General features: G+C 54.0%; 9 protein-coding genes. 3 read left to right on the top strand and 6 right to left on the bottom strand.

The window, feature by feature from the left end; all coding sequences use genetic code 11:
• Positions 1 to 12: 12 nt before the first annotated feature.
• From GRX76_RS01305 to GRX76_RS01280, 6 genes are all read right to left on the bottom strand, one after another.
• Positions 13 to 1,200, bottom strand: a complete 1,188-nt coding sequence (locus GRX76_RS01305; RefSeq protein ID WP_160151646.1) for a lipase family protein — start codon at positions 1,198 to 1,200, stop codon at positions 13 to 15.
• Between the two features lie 9 nt (positions 1,201 to 1,209).
• Entirely contained in the window at positions 1,210 to 1,617 is a 408-nt protein-coding gene (locus tag GRX76_RS01300; protein ID WP_160151645.1) for a DUF6795 domain-containing protein, read from the bottom strand.
• Between the two features lie 85 nt (positions 1,618 to 1,702).
• Positions 1,703 to 1,951: a PAAR domain-containing protein gene (locus tag GRX76_RS01295; RefSeq protein ID WP_236250622.1), complete on the bottom strand. Its 249-nt coding sequence runs from the start codon at positions 1,949 to 1,951 to the stop codon at positions 1,703 to 1,705.
• A gap of 50 nt (positions 1,952 to 2,001) precedes the next feature.
• The gene (locus tag GRX76_RS01290) at positions 2,002 to 2,577 is read right to left on the bottom strand and encodes a hypothetical protein (protein WP_160151643.1); all 576 of its coding nucleotides are present in this window, start codon (positions 2,575 to 2,577) and stop codon (positions 2,002 to 2,004) included.
• A gap of 12 nt (positions 2,578 to 2,589) precedes the next feature.
• Entirely contained in the window at positions 2,590 to 4,494 is a 1,905-nt protein-coding gene (locus GRX76_RS01285) for a type VI secretion system Vgr family protein (RefSeq protein WP_160151642.1), read from the bottom strand.
• A gap of 149 nt (positions 4,495 to 4,643) precedes the next feature.
• On the bottom strand, positions 4,644 to 5,132 hold the full coding sequence (locus GRX76_RS01280) for a type VI secretion system tube protein Hcp (RefSeq protein WP_160151641.1): 489 nt from the start codon (positions 5,130 to 5,132) through the stop codon (positions 4,644 to 4,646).
• Between the two features lie 730 nt (positions 5,133 to 5,862).
• Between GRX76_RS01280 and GRX76_RS01275 the strand changes: the two genes are divergently transcribed.
• The 3 genes from GRX76_RS01275 (at position 5,863) to GRX76_RS01265 (ending at position 22,875) form a co-directional block, all read left to right on the top strand.
• On the top strand, positions 5,863 to 8,445 hold the full coding sequence (locus GRX76_RS01275; protein ID WP_160151640.1) for a bifunctional serine/threonine-protein kinase/formylglycine-generating enzyme family protein: 2,583 nt from the start codon (positions 5,863 to 5,865) through the stop codon (positions 8,443 to 8,445).
• 96 nt (positions 8,446 to 8,541) lie between these two features.
• Positions 8,542 to 10,521 (top strand): ShlB/FhaC/HecB family hemolysin secretion/activation protein, encoded by a 1,980-nt coding sequence (locus GRX76_RS01270; protein ID WP_160151639.1) that lies wholly within the window; start codon positions 8,542 to 8,544, stop codon positions 10,519 to 10,521.
• Between the two features lie 66 nt (positions 10,522 to 10,587).
• A complete protein-coding gene (locus GRX76_RS01265; RefSeq protein ID WP_160151638.1) occupies positions 10,588 to 22,875 on the top strand; it encodes a filamentous hemagglutinin N-terminal domain-containing protein in 12,288 nt (4,095 codons plus the stop codon).
• The last annotated feature ends 128 nt before the right edge of the window (positions 22,876 to 23,003 follow it).

The raw sequence follows: 23,003 nt of genomic DNA, 5'->3' as shown, positions 1-23,003 counted from the left end.
TATTTTCTGCGGTTAATGATCAAAGATAGAGTGCACGGCAATCTGAACTAGTCGGTCAATCTTATCCTTCAGCTGCTTGAATATATGGCGAATAAAGCTTGTGGTGAAGTTGATGTCTTTTTTGATCTTCATTCCCAGAGCGACCATGATCCGCTTGATCAGCTTGTACACCCAGGTGGACAGCTTCTTGGAGAAATCGATTCCCTTTTTGAGCACGTACGCGAGCATATCCAGCAGCGTTACGCCGGAGGCAATGCCAAGCTGCAGGCTTATTCCGGCGACCTTCAAGATTTTCTGCAATACGTAAGCAATCGCTTTATTGATCATGTTCATGGTGTTCATCGTCAGGCTTAAAGGCCCGTCGGATGAAAGCCACTGCTCGATTGCGCTCTGCGAAACCTCTGGTTCCAGCTCATACATGGTTTCCCAGGATGAGGTTTTGCTCACACTGGCGATATAGTTTTTCATCTTGTGAAATTCGCCAGATGGCATACTGCCAGGACTTTTAAGGCAATATCCGGCCTTGCTTTCCGGAAGGTGGTAAAAAGGCCAAAGGGGGACCATGGGTACCACGTCTGTTTTGTGATAAACGCGGTAGATATCTTTACCCTTATCCATCTCCTCGGTAACCAGCTTTACAAACCGTATACCTCCTACGCGGGGGCTTCCAAAGGTGTACAGTTTTACATCGGTATAGTGGATATGCTTGGATTTGTTCAGCCACTCGGCAGTTAAGGTGGCGAGAGCGCCGCCGAGACTGTGGCCCACGCAGTGGATTGTCCGGACAGTTTTATTGGCAGTCTGAAAACGCTGCTTTATAACATTGAGTTGGTTTTTAAGCTCCGGAAGAATCGTGTGGAAGCAGGCGTTGAAGCCGGTGTGTACGAATCTGCCGGTGGCTGATGGAGAGAATCCAACAGTGGCGTCGGTCGCCCAGTCAAAGTTATTGTCGGTTCCGCGAAGAAGAATCAAAATGTCGCCCGCAAAATCTCCTCGACCTTCGGCAACAACACCGAACCCGGTTTCTTTCTTTATGACCCAAAGGGTACCTGAAAGCCCGTTAACCACGCTGCTTTCATTTGAAAGATCCCAATTACTTTTGAACCTGTCGATCGTCGCGGGCGTAAAGGTATCGCTTTGAATTTCATAAACCGCGCTTGCCAGGCTCGCTGCGTCTGTATGTGAAATTAAAGATGCCATGACTTTCCCTTAGTTATCCCAGGTGCAATTGGTGCCGATGGAGTGCAGCATCATGTGAATGAAGCGGGTTTCATCCGTTAGTTCACAGGTGAAATTCAGCGGTTTCCCTTCCAGCTCGGCGTTTTCTTCTTCACTTCTCTTAACCGTTTCCCAGATCAAAATATCTTTGGCATCGTGCTCGGCAATTAATTTTTGATGGGATACGAATTCTTTTGGCAAGATGGCCCTATCTTTCTTGGTCAGGGCCTCAAATGAAAATAGCCCTTCGTTATCGGTTTGTACCGTGTCTTCGTAATGCTTTCCATCGACCTCCACAAGCCGACGTACTGTGGTATTTGAGGCTGGTTTGTTTTCGTAGGTTAGTTTGCCGGAAACGTTTGAAAACAAATAAACCTCTTTTCCTCCAAAAATGGACATGGCAAATCCCGTAGTAGATAGTGTTAATCCAAAAAATAATGCAATAGCAAAATGGGTTGGTCGCGTTGCTCCAGGCCACATTGGTTTAGCCCCCAATCAAAACGGTAGGGCAGCCGAGTATGATCTTTCCGCCGTGAGCTGTTGTATCACCCATACGCGCAGCAGGTTTTCCCTGGATCATTACGGTGGAGCTGCCCACGGCAATGGAGTCGGGAGGCCCGACACAGACACAGACACTGCCTACGGTGGCTGAGGGCATTTTACCGATTAATACTGTAGGTCCACCGGGAACCGCGATCGGCCCGCCAACATGAGGTACGGGCCCCGTGGACATGGGGCAAACGTGCATATCGGTAATGCGTGAGGCTGGTTTTCCCATATCGGTTATCTCTGTTTTCCGTTGCCACCGCGTGCGAGGCTCAATCCCTGCTGTAAATATCGGGTGAATGGCTCATCGGGAGTCACTGGATCTGAAAGTACCGCTGCGAGGGTAACGCTGCCCGCAACGGCATGCGCATACAGGTGTTCGGGCGGCTCAATGGCCGGCTCATCCGGGCCAGCCAGGCTACCGTGGCACCAGGCGGCCGCCGTTGCTGCCCAGCTTGCGGGTGTTTTGAATTGCGTCATCTCGCCAAGTTGCTTGCACGCCTGACGTCGCTCCTCAGTGGGGCTTTTTACCCAGTTCTCCGCGGCGATCAGTGCGTTGACATTGTTGTCATCCGTTTCCGGGCTTTGGATATCGCGAGCACAGAGGCAGGACCACCAAACCGCTTCGCGCTTTGGCAGGCCTCTGGCGAGTAACTTGATGGCATCGGGGAACAGGCCGGCGTCCATCAGGCGTGTAATACTGATTTCCGGTGCCGTATCCAATACCAGGTGTGGTGCTGCCTCATCACTTAATTCTATATGCTCAAGCAACTCGGCAGCCGTTGTCGCACGAACCTTCACCAGATCAGTCATCTTACTACTCCATTAATTGATCATGGTGAGGCCACCCTTGAGGGTGAGCATTGCACCAGCTTTTACTTCCGCTTTCGCGTCCCCTTTACAGGACACCATGGTTCCTTTGATTTCGACCCCGGAAGGACTGATCTTGATGCTGTTGCAACCAACTTTGAGCTCGATCGATGCCTTGGATTTAATCTTAATGGCTCCCATCGCATCGATGGTTTGAGTGCCTTTGCTGATCTTCAGGGACTGGTTGCCAGACTTGATTGTGGTGCTCTGGTTCCCTTCAATCGTGGTGGTCTGCTTGCCTTTGCTCAGGGTAATGGTTTCGTCACCTTCGGTAATGGTGATGGAACGATTGTTTTTGACCTCGAGGGTTTGATCATTCTCGATTTTCCCGGTTTGGTCATTGTGAATCACAAAATTGTGATCCTTACCGGCTTCCATGTAGATTTCTTCGTTCTCTTTTTTGTCGTCAAAGCGCAATTCATTGAATTTGCTGCCCTCAACCAGAGTCTTCCAGCCGCTCTGTGTCGATGTGTATTTTGGCCCGGGATTATCGCCGTTATACACAGCGCCAGTAACGATCGGGCGGTCGGGGTCACCATTGAGGTATGTGATGACCACCTCCTGGCCCTTCCGTGGGACGAAATTTGCCCCCCAGTCCTTGCCTGAGAATGACTGCATCACACGTACCCAACAGCTGTTTTGTTTGGAGTTCCATGGAAACTTGACCTTCACCTGGGTGAAGGGATCGTTGGAGCTATCTGAGTCAGTGGCCTTTAGCTGCACCACCTGTGCAATCTGAGGTGAGTGTATTTTGTGCGCATTACTGATAGGGTCCGGGCGTGGCATAACTTTTTCTGGGATACAGCTGAAGGTATTGCGGAAGTGCGTCTCTTCGCTGTTGCTGTCGGTCGCAGTTATGCGGACAGATGTCAGAAGGTATTTGCCTTTTTCTGACTTGATGGTGTGCTCTAAATTGAACAGGCCACCGGCGGCAAGTTCCGGAACGTCGCTACTACCATGGCCGATATCATGTCGGCACTCCTGCGATTCAATCGCACGATCTGCCAGTGCTTTGTGGTAGTCATCCTTGAACTTGTGTTTGTGTTCGGCGTCCACTTCGAAATGGTTGAGCCCATACAGGTCCTGTATGTACTTATCAACTTGGTTGATTTTATTTTTGGTTTTTACTTCCTGGAGATTGTCCTTGCCCACCGTGAATTCGTTGTAGTCCTTCAGGGAGAATCCACCACCGTGGTAATTAAAGTCCCGGTGCCAGCTACTGACGGTATTTTTCATCGGGTGACTACCGCCGCCGTCGTACTCTACTTTCTCGGTCACGCAATCGTAAAAATCTTTGTGTTCGTCACAGATGACCATCTCATGATTGCCATCGGTTTGCTTGAAGTAGTAAGCAATACCCTCTTCGGACATCAGGCGGCTGATAAACTGAAAGTCCGTTTCATTGAACTGTACACAGTATTCCCGCGTAATGTAGTTGCCGGTCATCTTGTCAGTGAATTTGATGACACTGCTGTACTCTTTGAGTACTTCGCCAATGATGTCTTTGGCGGATTTCTTTTCAAAAATCCTGTTTTTTCCCGCTAGATTGGTGAACCAAAATCCTGGTTGTATGACCGCAATATACTGCCGCAGGCCTTCCGGGTTGATGTCGTGTAGTGAAAAGTGCGTGACGTAGCCGTTGATATATCGTGGGGCTTTGGCGTGATGAATGCTGGCGGTAAACAACTTGCCAACAATCTGATCCTGAGAGATGTCGTGATTGTCGGAAAGTAACTTGATCTGGTATCGGTAGGGCTTGGAAACGTACTCTTCACCACTGATGGCACTGGCGATAAAAGTATCTTTGCCAATCGGACAGCTTGTCCGGATCATGCGCTTGTCTTGATTTAGTGAAGACATATCAGCCCCAATTCCTTCTAGGTGCCAACAACCCGGGTGTTTAGCCGATCAGGTTGTTTTCATTTTCAAATTATCTGCATGCGAACGTCAAAAGCCGGGCGCTGCAACTTTTGGCTGCGGCGCCCGGCTTTGCGATATATCCGGCCGGATTACAGCGGGGTAGCAGTAGTCAGGTCGTATCCAACACGCATGTTTTTCGGGTTCTTGTTGGTCTTGTCTGCGTGGTTCAGATCGGCTTCGATCTTGGAGAAGCTCAGGGAGATGGACTCGGCTGGCGCGCCGCCAGAAGAAGCGGAGATGCTGTAAGAGGAGATAATCACGTCTTCCAGAGTGTAAACCGCGAACTTCTCAACAGAGTTTGCGCCAGTCTGCACAACGTGAATTTCGACTTTAACACCTTCGTCACCAGTTACGGATGACTTGAACAGGCCGCCAGAAGCTGCATCGATGCGCTTGGTTACGGTAACTTCACTCAGGCTAGGGCGAGTTGCTTCACGGTTGGCAACGGCGCCCGCTTCCATGGTGATGCCACGGCCGACACCAAAATTGAAGCTGTCTACTTCGATCCAGTCTTCGTAGCCTTTTGCGGTTACGTTACCGGCAGGCGCCTTGTTGTTGAAGTTCATGTAAATAGCCATTTTTAATCCCTCAATATGGTATGGGCTTTAGGGTGGTTATTCCTTTGCCACCGCAATTGCAGCAGTTCAGGTATTGCCGATTTGGGCAAGCGGGAAAGATTTAAGCAGACGCCGATTGAAAAAAAAACCTTAAATTACAACTAAATAATCGACTCTGGCACCAATTAAAAGGTAATGGAGAAGGGGCATTACAGGAAATTTACGGATTGCTTGGCGCAAGGTAAATTTTACTCTGGTACGAATTTATTGATGATATTTGGCGTCGGTTTATTTCTATGGTCAGTACTCGGAACTCTGCGTCCACGGTGAGCCTGATTGGCTGGGATTTCGCTCTGGCGGAGATGAATAAGTCAGAGCCTAATTGGTACGCATGTTTGCTTCCGGTCGTTTTTCCGTCATTTGTTGGTACGCATGTTTCACTTGTGCCGGTGCGATTTGAATGTCTGTAAGAGTGTGTAATCAATTTCCTTGAAAATCGTGGGCTACTTCAATTGTTGCAGTAGAAGGCGTTCGATATACTGCGCGACCTCACAAGCAGATTGGCAAGACCTCTATTTCGCAATCTGAAACTACCGTACCAATTCTGCGGTGGTAACGAATCCCCGAGTTTTTCCTGCGACAGTTTTAGCTATGGAAACTTGGGATTCTTTCACGCTGATTTTGCGATTCTGCTGGGCCAATGCCACCGTAGCGATTGGACGCGCTGCAAATTTACGCCAGGGAGATGGTTGTGAATGACAAAACCCGAATAGTCAAAAAAGCCGGCGAATCGTTGTCGGCGTGTGATGACTCGGATGTAACGGTATTTGTTGGCCATGAAAATACCGGGGCCAACGACCACCCGCCAGTTGGGGGGAATCCGGGACTGGTGCCGAGTTCTCAAAACTTCGACACTGACGATCTGCTGAGTTCGGGTAACCCGGACGCCACGGTGATTATTGATAGTAATCATCCGCTACCCAAGCCGCGTGATGCGGTGCATTTTGAACCTTCCACTTCCCGAGAGGGCGCAGTCACCAAGACGGTCATTAAAGGGCGTTTTGAACTGGACAAGCTCCTTGGTGTTGGCGGTATGGGTGCCGTCTACAAGGCGCTCGACCGGCGCAAGCTCGAGGCCAGCGATAGTGATCCCTATGTGGCGATCAAGCTGCTGAACGAGGATTTCCAGAAGCACCCCGACGCCTTTATTTCTCTGCAGCGTGAAGCGCGAAAGTCGCAGACTCTGGCTCACCCGAATATCGTAACGGTGTTCGACTTTGACCGCGAGGGTGAGCGGGTCTTTATGACCATGGAGTTTCTGGAGGGTGCACCTCTGGATAAGCTGCTGCGGGAACATGCGGATATCGGCCTGGAAAAAGAAAAGGCATCGGCGATTCTGCGCGATGTCTCCCAGGCATTGATTTATGCCCACTCCCACAGAATTGTTCATTCGGACTTCAAGCCCGGCAATATTTTCGTTACCGCGAAAAAAGGCGCAAAAGTTATCGATTTCGGTATTGCACGCGCGGTTACCGAGGGTGGGATTGCTAGTAAGGCCGGAGAGCAAACGATTTTCGATGCCGGTACGCTCGGGGCGCTAACCCCGGCCTATGCCAGCCTTGAAATGCTTAAGGGTGAGGAGCCTCAGCCATCGGACGATGTGTTCGCGTTGGGTTGTGTGGCCTATGAACTGTTCAGCGGGCGCCACCCCTACGGAAAGACGCCCGCGGATAAAGCCTTCCAGAAAAAGCTGAAACCCAAGCGCATTCGCAGCCTGACACGCCGCCAGTGGCGGGCGCTGGAAGCCGCACTCGCATTCCATCGTGAAGATCGCACCGCGACCGTCGACAAATTTGTACAACAGTTTTTCGGGAAAACCGGTTGGAAGTGGGCCTTCGGCGCACTCTTCGCTGCAACTCTGGTGGCTGGTGGCGTCGGCTACTCCCATCTTGAGCAGGAAAATGCCGCAGAGCAGCAGCGGGTAAAAATAGAGTTGGAGAAAAAGCTGGAGCTTGAGCTGCTCGAGCGTCGCATCTCCGATAAGCGAGAAGCGATTGATCGCCTGTTGGGCCTCAGTGTACTCACGTCTTCCTGGGAGCGCGACTTGCGTATCGAGCTCGAGGAATACACCAAGCTGAACCCTGAGGATGTCGCCTTCCCGGAGTCGATTCACCGCCAAGTATCTGACCTGTTTATCGCCGCAGCCACTGGCCAGTTAACCCTTGGCAACCTTGAGCCTGCGGAGGAGATGCTTGGCCGGGCCGGAACCTGGAATGAGCAGGTGGAAGGCGCGGACGAAATTCGCGGGCAATTAACGCTGGAGCGGGAGGAGATCCGCCAGCGTCTCGAAGAGGAGCGCATTGCCACCGAGCGCGAGGCTGAGCGTATCCGCCTGCAGGAGCTCAGGGAGCAGCAGCGCCTGGCTGCAGCGGAATTACAGCGCAAAATCGACACAGTAGTCGATGAGATGGAGTCTTCGCTGAAGTGTGGCTTCGGTATGCAGGTTTCCGGAATCGAGGCTGCGCTGACCCGCCTTGCAGAGCTCGACAGTGCCAAGGCCGCGGTTCTGAGGCCGGTGCTGGCCGATGAGCTTACTTCCTGTTTTTCTCGCCTTGCCGTCAAGAGCCCGGAGCGGACAGAAGGGCTACTGAAGGAGGCGCGCATCATGCTGCCTGCGCAGCGCCAACTGGCCAACTTCGATATTGATTATTGTGCCCATCTGCGGCCGGGAAGTGGTGCCAAAGGTGATAGATACACCTGTGCTGACCCTATGGGTGACAGTGGTTTTGGCCCGCAAATGGTGGTAGTGACGGGGACTTCGGGAAGGCCTCTGGCGGTAGGGCGCTATGAGATATCCAATGGCGAGTTTGCTCGCTATTGCAAAGCCAAGGGCGGCTGTGAGGGACTCGCGTTGGAGTCCAGCGGACTTCCCGTGCACAACATTTCACGAGAGCAGGCTGAGCAATACATTCAGTGGCTGAGTGCGGAAACCGGGCGCAGTTATCGTTTGCCTTCCGAGAGTGAGTGGTTTGCTGCCGCTAGCGCCAACGGGCAGCCCGAAGTTGCAGACAGGAACTGTTCTCTGCGCTATGGCGGTATTGAGCGAGGCTTGGAGCTGGTCGCGGCGAACGCAGGCATGGCCAATCCATTTGGTATCGTCAATGCGGTAGGCAATGTGCAGGAGTGGGTTGTCGGCGTCGACAAACAGCTGATCGCCGCAGGCGGCAGCCGCCTGGATGCCATGAGTCGCTGTCTGGCAACGTCAAAAACACTCCACAATGGCGCCGGTGATGAAATTACTGGCTTCCGTATCGTGCGCGATCTTGTGCGCTGAGCACGTTAAAACGTTTGAATCTGGCTGACAGTGATTGATCGTATCGATCGGGAAATACGGCTGTAGTTGGCATCTGGCATATTCCAAGGGGGAAGTGTGGCATTGTTCAAAAAGGGATTTCTTTCAATTTCCATTGCGGGACTGTTGCTGTCGACAACCGTTGCAAGCGCGCAAGACGACGATAGTGGCTTTCGCAGCAGGGTGCGCCAGGCATTTGAACAGGATGTGCCACACATCAACGATGCCGATGTGGCCGAAGAGTTTGAGCGTCGTTCACGGGAAGCCAGAGATCCGAATCTGGATACCGATATTCCCGAAGTGTCCGGGCGGGAAATCGGGCCGAGAATCTCCGTCAAAGAATTTCGCTTTCATCGCCTGGAAGAGTATCCAGAATTCGGTATAGACCGCGAAACGGTTGAGGCGAAAGCGGAGGCGCTGCGTGTCAAGTACATGCAGGAAGACAAGATGGTAGCCGCCGGCTATACGGTAGACAACCTGAAGGAAATTGCGCTGCTGCTCGATGGTATGGGTGCGCGCTTCGCGCCGGAAAGCCTCGGTCCACGGGAACTGCGCAAGCTGATCAATGTGCTGGAGCGACAGAACAACCAGCGCGGCCTCAGTTATGTGGATCTTGAGGATATTGCGGCAGAGCTAACCCGGTTTTACCGGCAGCAAGGCTTGTTTCTCGCCCAAGTACAGATTCCCGCTCAGGAAGTGAAGGACGGTATCGTCACCTTTTCTGTCCAGGAGGGCATTCTCGGCCAGGTTTCGGTACACGATAACCAGAAGTACAGTGAGAAGCAGCTGGCGGCGGCTTTTTCCAGCCAAAAAGGCAAGCTGGTCAATCACGATAGTATCGAGGAATCTCTGTACCTGCTGAATGACCTGCCGGCTTTGAATGTGACCGGCTATTTCAGTCCCGGCGACAATCCTGGCGAAACACGTCTGAACCTGAAGGTAAGGGATGAGAGTGATTGGCGCCTGGTTACCCGTATGGATAACCACGGTTCCACTTTTACTGGCGACAACCGGATTTTTACCGCAGTGGATTGGTTCAACCCCCTTGGGATTGGGGATGAGCTGACGGTGGGTTATCTGAAGTCTTCCGGTATCGATGACTTTGACTCTGGATTTGGCTCCAATCTCGGCCAGCTCAAATACAGCCTGCCATTATTCAGTCCCCGCACCCGCTTACTGGTGTCTGCCGACTACAACAAGTTCAAGATTCACGATGCGGACGATGATGAAAACTTTATTAACCTCCTGGAGCTAGAAGGTGTCAACGAAAACTATGGCGTAACCGTCGAGCAAAAATTCAAGCGTTCGCGGGACTTCAATATCACGGGCTCCTTCGGTTTGACCGATAAAAAATCGGATATTACGTCCATTACTCCAGTGCTCGATAGCTGGGATCACGCACTCGGTGGTGAGATCGGTGCTTATATGGATCGCCTGTCCGGCGGTGCCATTCCGATGTTGAATGTGGTCAATGCAAAATTCCAGTATGGCGAGCTGACCAGCTATTCCGGCGAATCTGAGCTGGAGACAGACTCCGACTTTCAGAAATTTGCCGCAGAAACCAGCTCACTTTTGTTCCTGCCGATGCCATTCACCACAGCGCAATCCCGGCTTATTCTCAAAAGCCGTTGGCAATACAGTGAAAATGCTCTTCCTTCTTTCGAACAGCTGACGTTGGGCGGCGCGAATGGTGTTCGCGCATTTGATGTGCGTGATTTCTCCGCCGACCAGGCTGGTCTGTTTTCCGCGGAATGGTATCCCTCATTTCCCGACACGATAAACCCGAGGATTTTTGGTAGTCGCCTGAACGATATTCTTCAGGTCGCGGTAATCGCCGATGCGGGCTACGGGGTTGTGAATAACTTCGAGCCCGGGCTGGACAATGACTGGGCCGCACTGGCCGGCGCGGGCTTTCTGTTTAAGTTCAGCTGGAGTGAAAACTGGGCGAGCCAGCTCTCTCTGGCCTGGCCTACCACGTCAAAATCGTCCATCGATGGCACTGGAGATAATGCCGACGAACCGACGATATACGCAGATTTCTCCTACTTCCTGCAGTAAACAAACTTCAAATTTAATGATATCGGCAGCGCCCAGGCGCCGCCATGGAGCTAAGTGGCAATCATCATGAACATGAAACGAAATTTGCTCTCTGTTGCGGTGAGTGTGGCGGGAATGGGCTTGGCGGTATCGCAGCCAGTCATGGCTGCGCCGGGTAATGCAAATAGCGTCACGATTGATGGCGGTTCGGTCGATCTTGCAGATATAACCAGCACACCTGCAGTAGGTGAAACCACTTATACCATCGATGGTAGTTTTGCTCACATCGACTGGGATAGTTTTGTCATATTAGGCGATGAAACCGTCAATTTCGACTTCACCGGCGTTGATGGTGGGTTCGACCGCTCTGCGATGGTCATCAACCGAGTGCTCGAGGGGACAACCGATATCCAGGGAAACCTGTGGTCTGACGGTCATGTGGTTTTGATCAACCCTCGCGGCGTAATGTTTGGTTCCGGCTCATCGGTTAATGTTGCGGCTTTAACCGTGGCGGCGATGTCTGGAGATGTTACCAGTAACACAGGTGACTCTGTATTTTCACTGGCAGAAGGAGGTGAGGGTACACCCGGTGTCGTTACGACGAGTGGCGATATAGTGGCCGGTGAGATCACTTTGATTGGTTCCAGCTTGCAGAACAGCACAGATCTTTCTGCATTAGGTTCATTTCCTGACGTGAACGTGGCGAGTGGGCGTGTCAACCTGTTAGCCGGTGGGGAAGTAACCCTGACCCTCGATAATGGTAGTTATTCTGGTTTCGCTATTAGTAATGCCAGTCTCTCTGAAGAATTTTCTGGGTTGATCGAAATTATGAACAGCGGTGATATTGAAGCTGTTCATGTGCTAATGGAAGCCGGAGCTGCTGATGCAATGGTTAGTGCAGCGGTCAATAACACTGGGACGGTACTGGCGGCGGGCATAGATACAACCGGTGGCACGATTACTCTTGGGGCGTCATCGGCTGGTTCCGCCGCGATCAATAATGGCGGAGTAATTAAAGTAAGCAACGGTACTTTAAGTGAACCATTAGACCCTGTTGAGGATGTGCGCGCTGGTGAGATTAGTCTTAGTGCGACAGATATTGTACTGGGTTCTGGCAGTGCGTTAATTGCAGATGCCAGTACCTATACCGAATTCGATGCCGTTAGCGGAGCTGATGTTGAGACCGAAACCTTAGCCAGTGGCGGTGATATAACGATCTCGGCATCGGCGAATTTGAGCCTCGATGGAACGATTAGTGCAATTGGTCGAGGATCGGATAATTCTGGCGGCGCCGTCATCACTTCTGCCGACGTGTCACTTGACGGCGATGTTTCCGTTATCACCGCAAGCGACGACACTACCGGCGGTCACTGGCAGCTTACCACTACGAGTCTTGCAGTAGATGGCGTTGACTGTGTAACAAACTGTATTACATCTGAATCGCTAACCCAGGCACTGGCGAATAATGGTGGCGTCACAATTTCCGCTGAAACTGGCTCTGTCACGGTCAATGGAGATATCCAGGAGTCAAGCGGTAACCTGAATGTCGTCGCAAAAAATGGATTTACCAACTCGGCCGATGTAGACGTCAATGCTTTCTCGTTAACCGTTGGCCAAGTCGGTGCAGATGAAGCCGGTAGCCTTGTTGCCAGTGACCTGGGGGATGTTCGTGCGAACGAAAAACTGAATGTTCAGGATTTAGGTGGCAACCATCGGTTCAACGTCAGCAGTATTTCCCTGGCCGTTTCGGATACGGAATCTGAGGCGATTGCTTCCGTTGAAGTGGATTCGGGAGTGGTTAGCTTACATGGTGATTCAAATGCGATCGCCGATATCCAGGGTGCAAACAGCATTGTGGTCGGCGATGGCGTAACCCTGTACGGAGTTGACAGTAGCGTTGTTGGTGAGGAAGACCTTTTCACCCTCACTGACGATGCGCTGAATTACGCCGCTGTTGATTTCTATGGTATTTCTGCAGTTGATGGACGTGCTGGTGAGGATCACATTGATGCCAGCGCATTAACTGCCGGTATTAATCTTACTGGATTCGCAGGGCAGCTGGTTGCCGACGGCGTAACCATCACCAATACTCCCCAGGTCACGATCGGAACGCTAACCGGTACATCTGCTGCTGAAACATTTACGCTGGAATCCGACGGCGATATTACGGTTGATACTTATGCTGGCTATGTTTTCAGTGGTGTAAGTGAGCTTGTCGCCGGCGGTGTAGTTGGTGGCAATGAAATAGATACACTGGATCTTAGCAACCTAAGTGCTGCTGAATTGAATGTAATTGCATCGAACAATATTGAATTTAGCGATTCAAGCTTTGAGGCTAGCGGGCTTGAGGCGCTGATTGGTGGTTCTTCAGATCATAAGGTTAATTCCACAGGTAACTGGATTGTGGATAAAGGCGGTGTGACTAACCAGGGTATACATTTTAGTGGTGGATGGCTGGTCACCTCCAATGGCGCTGATCTAACGGCAGAAAAAAATGAGGATAACGAATTCATTGTCGACACATCAGGTGCGGTAGGCATTTACGGTATCTTGTTTTCCGATTTGAATAAGGTCCTCAATGCTAGTCAAGGCGGTGGCACTATCACACTTGACGCCTCAAGTTATGTGTACGGTGTGAGGCTGCAGGAAGACTCAGATAGCGTCCGCGTGATTAAGGAAGATGGCTCCGATGGAATATTGATTTCAGAGCTTACCGAAGTAGACACCTACCTGCTTGCAGCGAGAGATGCGGAGAGTGTCACTACCACATTTTCACGTAGCGAACACAGTACCTATGGATATGTGTATGCGGCAACCGGAAGCAATATCGAGTTTCGGAATCTAGAGGTTGTTCAGGGTACTGCGAATGGTATTGAAGTTATCGGATGGGACGATAACTGGACGTTTAATGGAGGTACTAAGTTTACGAATGGGGACGGTGATCCTGACAATAACGTTAATGTTAACGTCGTCGATATGGACACTATCAATACTTCCGATGGCGTGCTGAGCTATAACGAAGGTGCGCTATTTCAGCTGGATAGCGATGCAGATGTAATTGTTGGTCAAACTGAAATTACAGGCCTTGCTCAATTGACTAAAGGGACTGACTTTAAAGTTAGCACACTCGCTGACCTTTCCCTGAATGCACAAGGTTACGCAGGTGGTATTGCACTGTCTGGTACTGCTGAGCAATTGAATGCCGGTTCTCTGGTCATCAAGGGCGTGAGCCAGATCACCACTGGCAAGCTGACCGGCACCACCGGTAGTGAGATTTTCACTCTTAGCTCCGAAGGCACTCTCACCGTCGATACCTTTGCAGGCTACAACTTCTACGACGTTTCTGATCTGGACGGCGCTAGCGGTAGTGCCGATACCCTGAACAGTGCTGCAGATCGGGACTGGGGTCTGACTCAAAACTTGTCGAGCATTACCCACGGCAGCCTCAGCGCCAGTAATATCACCACCTTTGACGGCGGCTCGGGTCGCGTTGTCGGCGATGTCAGCGGCCACGATTTTGTGGTCACTGGCGACAACGCGGTTCAGGTCAACGGTAGCCACCAGTTTACAGGCATCGCCAAGGTGGATGCCGGCACCGGCACCGACGATGTCGAAGCCATAGCGGATGTCACTCTGGCCGGTAGTAACGGTGCCTTCAACAGCAGCCTGATCGATTTTACCGGTATTGATTCCGCCAGCGCGTCCACCCTGCAGGGTAGTGTTTCTAGCGAGACTTTTCTCATGACCGGCGCTGGAGAGCTCACAGTTGCCAACATCGAATTCAGTGACCTGGTTACCGTCAAAGGCGGAACTGGAACTGGCACCGAGGCCGATGTGGTCACCTCCCGCAGTGGCCAGGGGTATATCCTGAACGGAACCGGGACGGTGGATCACGACGGTATCACCTTCAGTGAAATCGAAACCTACAATGGCGCAGGTAGCGCGAACCTCAATGCCAGCGCCTATACCAATGGCCTTGCTCTGACCGGCAATAATCGCGAAGTAAGTGCGGCAAGCGCCACCTTCACCGGGCTGGTCTCGGCGCAAGCCGGATCCTTGAACGGCAGCGACCAGGACGATGTGTTTGCCCTGAGTGGCAGCGGCATCACCGCCCGCAATATCCTGTTCACCGGCATGACCAGCGTGACTTCCGGTGGCGCCAGCAACAGCGTTTCCAGCGCCAGCGGCCTCGACTGGGCACTGACCGATGCCGACACCGCGAGCAGTAACGGCATCGATTTTAATGACTTTGTCACCATCAAAACCTCTGCGGCCACCCTCACCGGCACCAGTGGCAACGACGAGTTTGCGCTCACCGACAGCGCCGATGGCCTGACCGTTGGCTACGAAGCCATGAACTTTACTGGCCTGAGTGAAGTGCTCGGCGGCGGCGCCGCGGACACCGATGTTGGCGACCAGCTGGATGCCAGCGGCTACGGTGAATCCCTCACCCTGACGGGCATCGACGGGGAGCTGCAGGCCGACAACACCCTGACCTTCAAGGCCCTCAATTCCGCCATTCTCGCCAACCTGACGGCAACGGACAGTTACGAAGAGTTTGCTGTTACTGGCGATCAGGCACTGACAGTTGCCGCCCTTAACCTTTCCGGGCTTTCTGAAGTGCACGGCCAATCTGGCAGTGACAAGCTGGTCGCGGTAGACACGCCGTCAATGGAAACTGGCTATGTGGCCAGCAGCGGTATCAATTTCTACGACCTGGGCGCGATCAGTGCGGGCGCACTGGATGCGACCACCGGTGATGACGTTATTACCTATGACGCCGACAATTTACTCGTCAATGGCATCCAGGTTGAAGGGGTTACCACCATCGATACCCGAGGTGGTGATAACGACAGCGTAACCGGTAAGTCCGGGCAGGACTGGGAGCTTCTGAGCCAGACCAGCGCCAGAAATAACGGCATCACCTTTAACAATGCCGAGACCCTCACTGCCGTGAGCGCCGACCTTCTGGGCACAACCGGTATCGATGCTTTTGCGCTGACTAGTGGCGGTAGCGTGTCCCTGCTCAACGATGCTGATGAAATCAGCATGACCATCTCCGGTATGTCGTCTCTCAAAGGCAATGGCGGTAACGATACGCTTGATGCCAGCGCCTTTACCCCGGGAATTACCCTGACTGCGACCACCGGCCAGGTGGATGCTGGTGACCTGGCCATTACGGCGGTGACCGAAATCACCACTGACAAGCTGACCGGCACCACCGGTAGTGAGATTTTCACTCTTAGCTCCGGTGGCACTCTCACCGTCGATACCTTTGCGGGCTACAACTTCTACGATGTTTCTGATCTGGACGGCGCTAGCGGTAGTGTCGATACCCTGAACAGTGCCGCAGATCGGGACTGGGGTCTGACTCAAAACCTGTCGAGCATTACCCACGGCAGTCTTACCACCAGCAACATTACAAACTTTAGCGGCGGAACGGGACGCATTGTCGGCGATGATAGCGACCACAATTTTTTGCTCACTGGCAGTAATGGCGTCGAGATCGATACGACCCATCAGTTTAATGGCATAACCAAAGTCGATGCCGGCACCGCAACGGATGATGTTGAGGCTGTTGCCCAGGTCACACTGGCCGGTAGCGATGGTGTCTTTAACACCAGCTCAATTGATTTTACCGGTATTGATTCCGCCAGCGCGTCCATCCTGCAGGGCAGTGTCTCTAACGAGACTTTTCTCATGACCGGCGCTGGAGAGCTCACAGTTGCCAACATCGAATTCAGTGACCTGGTTACCGTCAAAGGCGGAACTGGAACTGGCACCGAGGCCGATGTGGTCACCTCCCGCAGTGGCCAGGGGTATATCCTGAACGGAACCGGGACGGTGGATCACGACGGTATCACCTTCAGTGAAATCGAAACCTACAATGGCGCAGGTAGCGCGAACCTCAATGCCAGCGCCTATACCAATGGCCTTGCTCTGACCGGCAATAATCGCGAAGTAAGTGCGGCAAGCGCCACCTTCACCGGGCTGGTCTCGGCGCAAGCCGGATCCTTGAACGGCAGCGACCAGGACGATGTGTTTGCCCTGAGTGGCAGCGGCATCACCGCCCGCAATATCCTGTTCACCGGCATGACCAGCGTGACTTCCGGTGGCGCCAGCAACAGCGTTTCCAGCGCCAGCGGCCTCGACTGGGCACTGACCGATGCCGACACCGCGAGCAGTAACGGCATCGATTTTAATGACTTTGTCACCATCAAAACCTCTGCGGCCACCCTCACCGGCACCAGTGGCAACGACGAGTTTGCGCTCACCGACAGCGCCGATGGCCTGACCGTTGGCTACGAAGCCATGAACTTTACTGGCCTGAGTGAAGTGCTCGGCGGCGGCGCCGCGGACACCGATGTTGGCGACCAGCTGGATGCCAGCGGCTACGGTGAATCCCTCACCCTGACGGGCATCGACGGGGAGCTGCAGGCCGACAACACCCTGACCTTCAAGGCCCTCAATTCCGCCATTCTCGCCAACCTGACGGCAACGGACAGTTACGAAGAGTTTGCTGTTACTGGCGATCAGGCACTGACAGTTGCCGCCCTTAACCTTTCCGGGCTTTCTGAAGTGCACGGCCAATCTGGCAGTGACAAGCTGGTCGCGGTAGACACGCCGTCAATGGAAACTGGCTATGTGGCCAGCAGCGGTATCAATTTCTACGACCTGGGCGCGATCAGTGCGGGCGCACTGGATGCGACCACCGGTGATGACGTTATTACCTATGACGCCGACAATTTACTCGTCAATGGCATCCAGGTTGAAGGGGTTACCACCATCGATACCCGAGGTGGTGATAACGACAGCGTAACCGGTAAGTCCGGGCAGGACTGGGAGCTTCTGAGCCAGACCAGCGCCAGAAATAACGGCATCACCTTTAACAATGCCGAGACCCTCACTGCCGTGAGCGCCGACCTTCTGGGCACAACCGGTATCGATGCTTTTGCGCTGACTAGTGGCGGTAGCGTGTCCCTGCTCAACGATGCTGATGAAATCAGCATGACCATCTCCGGTATGTCGTCTCTCAAAGGCAATGGCGGTAACGATACGCTTGATGCCAGCGCCTTTACCCCGGGAATTACCCTGACTGCGACCACCGGCCAGGTGGATGCTGGTGACCTGGCCATTACGGCGGTGACCGAAATCACCACTGACAAGCTGACCGGCACCACCGGTAGTGAGATTTTCACTCTTAGCTCCGGTGGCACTCTCACCGTCGATACCTTTGCGGGCTACAACTTCTACGATGTTTCTGATCTGGACGGCGCTAGCGGTAGTGTCGATACCCTGAACAGTGCCGCAGATCGGGACTGGGGTCTGACTCAAAACCTGTCGAGCATTACCCACGGCAGTCTTACCACCAGCAACATTACAAACTTTAGCGGCGGAACGGGACGCATTGTCGGCGATGATAGCGACCACAATTTTTTGCTCACTGGCAGTAATGGCGTCGAGATCGATACGACCCATCAGTTTAATGGCATAACCAAAGTCGATGCCGGCACCGCAACGGATGATGTTGAGGCTGTTGCCCAGGTCACACTGGCCGGTAGCGATGGTGTCTTTAACACCAGCTCAATTGATTTTACCGGTATTGATTCCGCCAGCGCGTCCATCCTGCAGGGCAGTGTCTCTAACGAGACTTTTCTCATGACCGGCGCTGGAGAGCTCACAGTTGCCAACATCGAATTCAGTGACCTGGTTACCGTCAAAGGCGGAACTGGAACTGGCACCGAGGCCGATGTGGTCACCTCTCGTAGTGGCCAGGGGTATATCCTGAACAATACCGGGACGGTGGATCACGACGGTATCACCTTCAGTGAAATCGAAACTTACAATGGATCGGGCAGCGCGAACCTCAATGCCAGCGCCTATACCAATGGCCTGACCCTGACCGGCAATAATCGCGAAGTAAGTGCGGCAAGCGCCACCTTCACCGGGCTGGTCTCGGCGCAAGCCGGATCCCTGAACGGCAGCGACCAAGATGATGTGTTTGCCCTGAGTGGCAGCAGCATCACCGCCCGCAATATCCTGTTCACTGGCATGACCAGCGTGACTTCCGGTGGCGCCAGCAACAGCGTTTCCAGCGCCAGCGGCCTCGACTGGGCACTGATCGATGCCGACACCGCGAGCAGTAACGGCATCGATTTTAATGACTTCATCACCATCAAAACCTCTGCCGCCACGCTCACAGGCACCAGTGGCAATGACGAGTTTGCGCTCACCGACAGCGCCGATGGTCTGACCGTTGGCTACGAAGCCATGAACTTTACTGGCCTGAGTGAAGTGCTCGGCGGCGGTGCCACGGACACCGACGTTGGCGACCAGCTGGATGCCAGCGGCTACGGTGAATCCCTCACCCTGACGGGCACCGACGGGGAGCTGAAGGCGGAAGATACCCTGACCTTCAAGGCCTTCAATTCTGCTCAAGTATCGGAGCTGGACGGTAGCGCCGGCGATGAGACGTTCCGGGTTACTGGTACCGGTGCAATTTCTGTCGCGGGCCTGGCGATCTCCGGGTTGAGCCAGGTGAACGGCAATGAAGGTAGCAACAGCATCAGTTCCAGCGGCTCCGCCAATTTGAGTGAAGACAAAACCTTTGTTACTGCGGAGGGCATTGCGTTTTACGATATTGGCAAGGTGCTGGTAGGGTTTCTGGAAGCCACTGACGGCGATGATGAAATTGCCTTTAGTGAAGATGGCAATGTCACCATCAATGGCTTTGAGATTTCTTCTTCCACCCAGGTGGACGGAAAAGGCGGCACCGATACGGTAACGGGATTCAGTGGTTCGGACTGGACAGTAACCGGCGACAGCAGTGCAGAAAATAACAGTATTGCCTTCCTCAACGTAGAAATCCTCAATGCGCTGAATGCCGGTCTTTACGGCACCGGCAACCAGGATGACTTCGTTCTGAATAGCGACGGCAGTGTTTCTGTCGGCGCGCTTACCGTCAACGATATGTCTTTTGTGGACGGGCTGTCGGGCAACGACACCCTGAATGCCAGCGCATTTGATGCCGGGTTGACCTTGTCGGATACCGCGGGTGACTTGCTTGCAGGTGCTCTGACATTGACGGGAATAGCGCAGGCAAAAACAGGAACCCTGATCGGCAGCAGTGGCGCCGATCAGTTTGAATACGGCAGCGATGGTGTAATCACCGTTGGCAGCCAGGCGTTTAATGGCGTCGGTGTACTTGGCGGCGGTGCCGGTGCCGATACCTTTGTCAGTGCCGCAAGTGCGGACTGGCTGCTTGCGCAGAATGCGGCCAGCCTGACCCATGATGGTGTCAGTGTTTCTGCGGTAGAGACCTTTTCTGGCGGTGCCGGGCGTATCGTCGGAGATGATAGCGGGCACAATTTTGTGGTTACCGCTGACAATGCGTTGCAGGCGGACGGAGTCAGCTTTACGGGAGTGAATACGGTCGAGGGCGGTATCGGTAGCGATGATGTCAGCGCACTCGCTGCCGTAAACCTCGCGGAAACGGATGGCGCCTTCACCAGTAGTGCGATGGCATTCAGTGGCATAGACACGGTGAGCACCACTGCGCTGCTTGGCTCCACTGCTGCGGAACAGTTTGAGATGCTGGCAAGCGGCGCCCTGTCGGTGAACGGATTGACATTCCGCAATCTGGAAACCGTGTCCGGTGGAAATGGCGAAGAGGATGAAGTCACTTCCCGCACGGGGCAGGGCTACGCACTGGCGGCGGACGACTCGGTTACCCATGAAAACATCCAGTTTACCGGGGTGGAGCTTTTCCAGGGGCAGGGCGCAAGTCTCGCGATTAGCGGGCAGGAGCAGGCGCAGGTTACCGGCAGCGGTACACTGGCTGCCGGAGCTTCCAGCTTCAGCGGCCTGCAGAGCGTGACTCTGGAAGGCGGAAATATCGATCTTGCGGCCTGGAATGGCGTAACCCTGAATGGCGCAGGGGCAGTGACCAGTGGCCAGATCAGTGTGACCGGTGTGACCACGGTGTCGTCCTCCGGTGCTGTGACCGGAAGTGCAGGGGATGACCAGTTTACGGTGACAGGCGATGGCGCCCTATCCAGTGCCGGCATTGCATTCAGTGATGTATCCGCGGTGGCGGGGGCCGGTGGTTCCGATTCCATTGTCGGTCACGAAAGCAGTGACTGGCAGCTGGGTTCTGAAGCGGGTGCCCTCAATCACGCCGCAATGGCGTTCAGTAATGTGGAACAGGCCAGCGGTGGCAGTGGCATCGTCAATGGTAGCGATGCAGATACCCTGTTCACTCTCGATGCCGCGGGCAGCTTGGTTGCGGGCGGTATCGCATTTGAGGATGTGGTCGCGGTAAATGCCGGGGTTGGCGCCGACCGCGTAGAGACCGCGAGCGGAGAGCGTTGGGCGCTGGGTGCCGGTGCCGGCAGTGCCAGTGCCGCCGGGGTTAGCTTCTTGGGAATCGAGCAGATCTCCACGGAGTCGGCGATCATTGATGGCACCCAAAACAGCGTGTCTGAAAGCTTCGCGTTGAGTTCAGAAACGAGCGAAATTTCCGTGCTCGGAATGCTGTTTGACAGTGTTGCCGAAGTATTTGCCGGTAGTGAGGGCAATAACGAGGTAGTCAGCGATGCGGACAACTGGCAGCTTGTCAGCGGTGCGCGAGTGGCCGCGAACGGCGTCACCTTTAACGGCATCGACCGCGTTGTAACGGCAAATGCCCGCCTGACAGGTACATCTGCTGCAGAGCAGTTTGTCCTTGGCGGTGTATTGGGTTCCCTGAATGTTGAAGGTATCGATTTCAGTGGTATCGGTCAGCTCGTGGGTAATGGCGGCGCCGATTCACTTCTGGGGACGGCGTCAGCGGATACATTTGACCTGGCAAGTGATGGCGGTATTACTGCAGCGGGTATCGATTTTGATGGTATCGCCCGTGTCGATGCTGGCGGCGGTGCCGACTCTGTCAGCGGTGGCGCCGGTAGCTGGGCTTCCGTCAGCGAAGACGGGGCGCTGGTTGCCGGTGGCGCGGTGGCAACAGTCGAATCCATCAGCGTGCTGTTTGAGAACCTTGAGCAAGTCGAAAATACCGGAGTCTATTCCGGACCGTCTTTCGGGACCGATTATTTGATGACGGGCCCGGCTAACCTGGAAATGGCCGGGGTAACCTTTGCCGCGGTAGATACCATCAACGCAAGTGCCGGCAGCGATACACTCTACGGTTTGAATGCGGATATGAGTTGGGTTATCGGGGGCGCCGGGGGCAGTGTGTCCGGAGGGGGAGAATCCGTTGCCTTCAGTGGTTTCGAGCAGATCGTCGCCGGTAGTGGTGCGGATAGCTTCAGCCTGGAGGGCGGCACCCTGACGTCACTGGATACCGGTGATGGCAACGACACCGTGGTGATGAAGGGTACATTGCTCGATAGCTTACTGCTGGGGTCTGGAGACGATGTGTTGCAGATTCTCGGCGGCAGCCAGCCTGCGCAGTTGTCTGCCGGTGAGGGGAGTGACCAGCTGGAAACGCAGCTGGCCGACCAGCAGTGGCAGATTACCGGTGGCGTCGATGCCCAGAACAGCGTCGGAGAATTCGCGTTTACCGGTTTTGAGACACTCGTGGATGGTGCGGGCGGCCTTAACCTGCTCACGAATCAGCAACTGGATTTCACCGCGTCTGGTGATGGCGCTGGTGTCGATTTCTCCAGTGGCGGTATGACCCTGGCCTATGACGGCAGCGGCGACCTGGTGCTGGTGAGTAATAGTCGTGCCGCTATTGGCGGCTCGCTGAAGGCACGCAGTGCGGATCTGACCCTGGCGGGGGATATGGATATCGAGTCCGAGCTCGAGTCCCTGACGCTCCGTTCGAGCGTTGGCAATATCGATGTGGCGATTGTCGAGAAAGACGATCTGGTGATCGGCCAGATCAACGTCGGCCGCGGTAACTTGTCGCTGGCCAGTTCCGGTTTCGGACTGTTGACGGCGGAAAGCTTCCGCGATACCCACGTCACCGCGGGCACAGCCCGCCTGGGTAACGATCCGCAACTGTGGAGCAATATCGGCACCGTGATCAATCCGCTGCGTCTGAATGTCACCGAGTCTGTGGATATCGTTTCGCTCTTCTATTACGAGCCGGCCTTTGAAGGGCAACTGCCCGCGTTTACCGCCGTGGGTAACAAAGGTGTCTCTATTGCCAGTAGCCAGACGTCGCAGGGGCTGAAGTCGGCAGTGCAGAACCCGGTAGACGATATTGCGCAACTGGATCCGGGTATCTTCAGTGAGGTGGCGCCCTACAGCCTGGGTATTGATGTGCTGAACCTGCCGGAAGTACGCCTGCATGGCGGTGAGTTGCTGCCAATGGATGAGCAGGAAGAGGAGGAGCGCCGTCGCGCGGTGCCGGTTGCTGCCGGAGGCAATTAACCGCGGGGCAAGTACGCAGTGCTGGAGTCTGCCGGGCGATTCGGTCCGGCGGGCTTCCTGCATGTGGTGCATATGCCGGGAGTTTTCGGGGAGAGTCTTCAGGGGGCTCCTCAGGAGGATTCCGCGCA

Source organism: Microbulbifer sp. ALW1, from assembly GCF_009903625.1.
Taxonomy (GTDB): domain Bacteria; phylum Pseudomonadota; class Gammaproteobacteria; order Pseudomonadales; family Cellvibrionaceae; genus Microbulbifer.
Note: the sequence above shows the minus strand (reverse complement) of the source record. Positions and strands in the feature narration are given on the sequence as shown.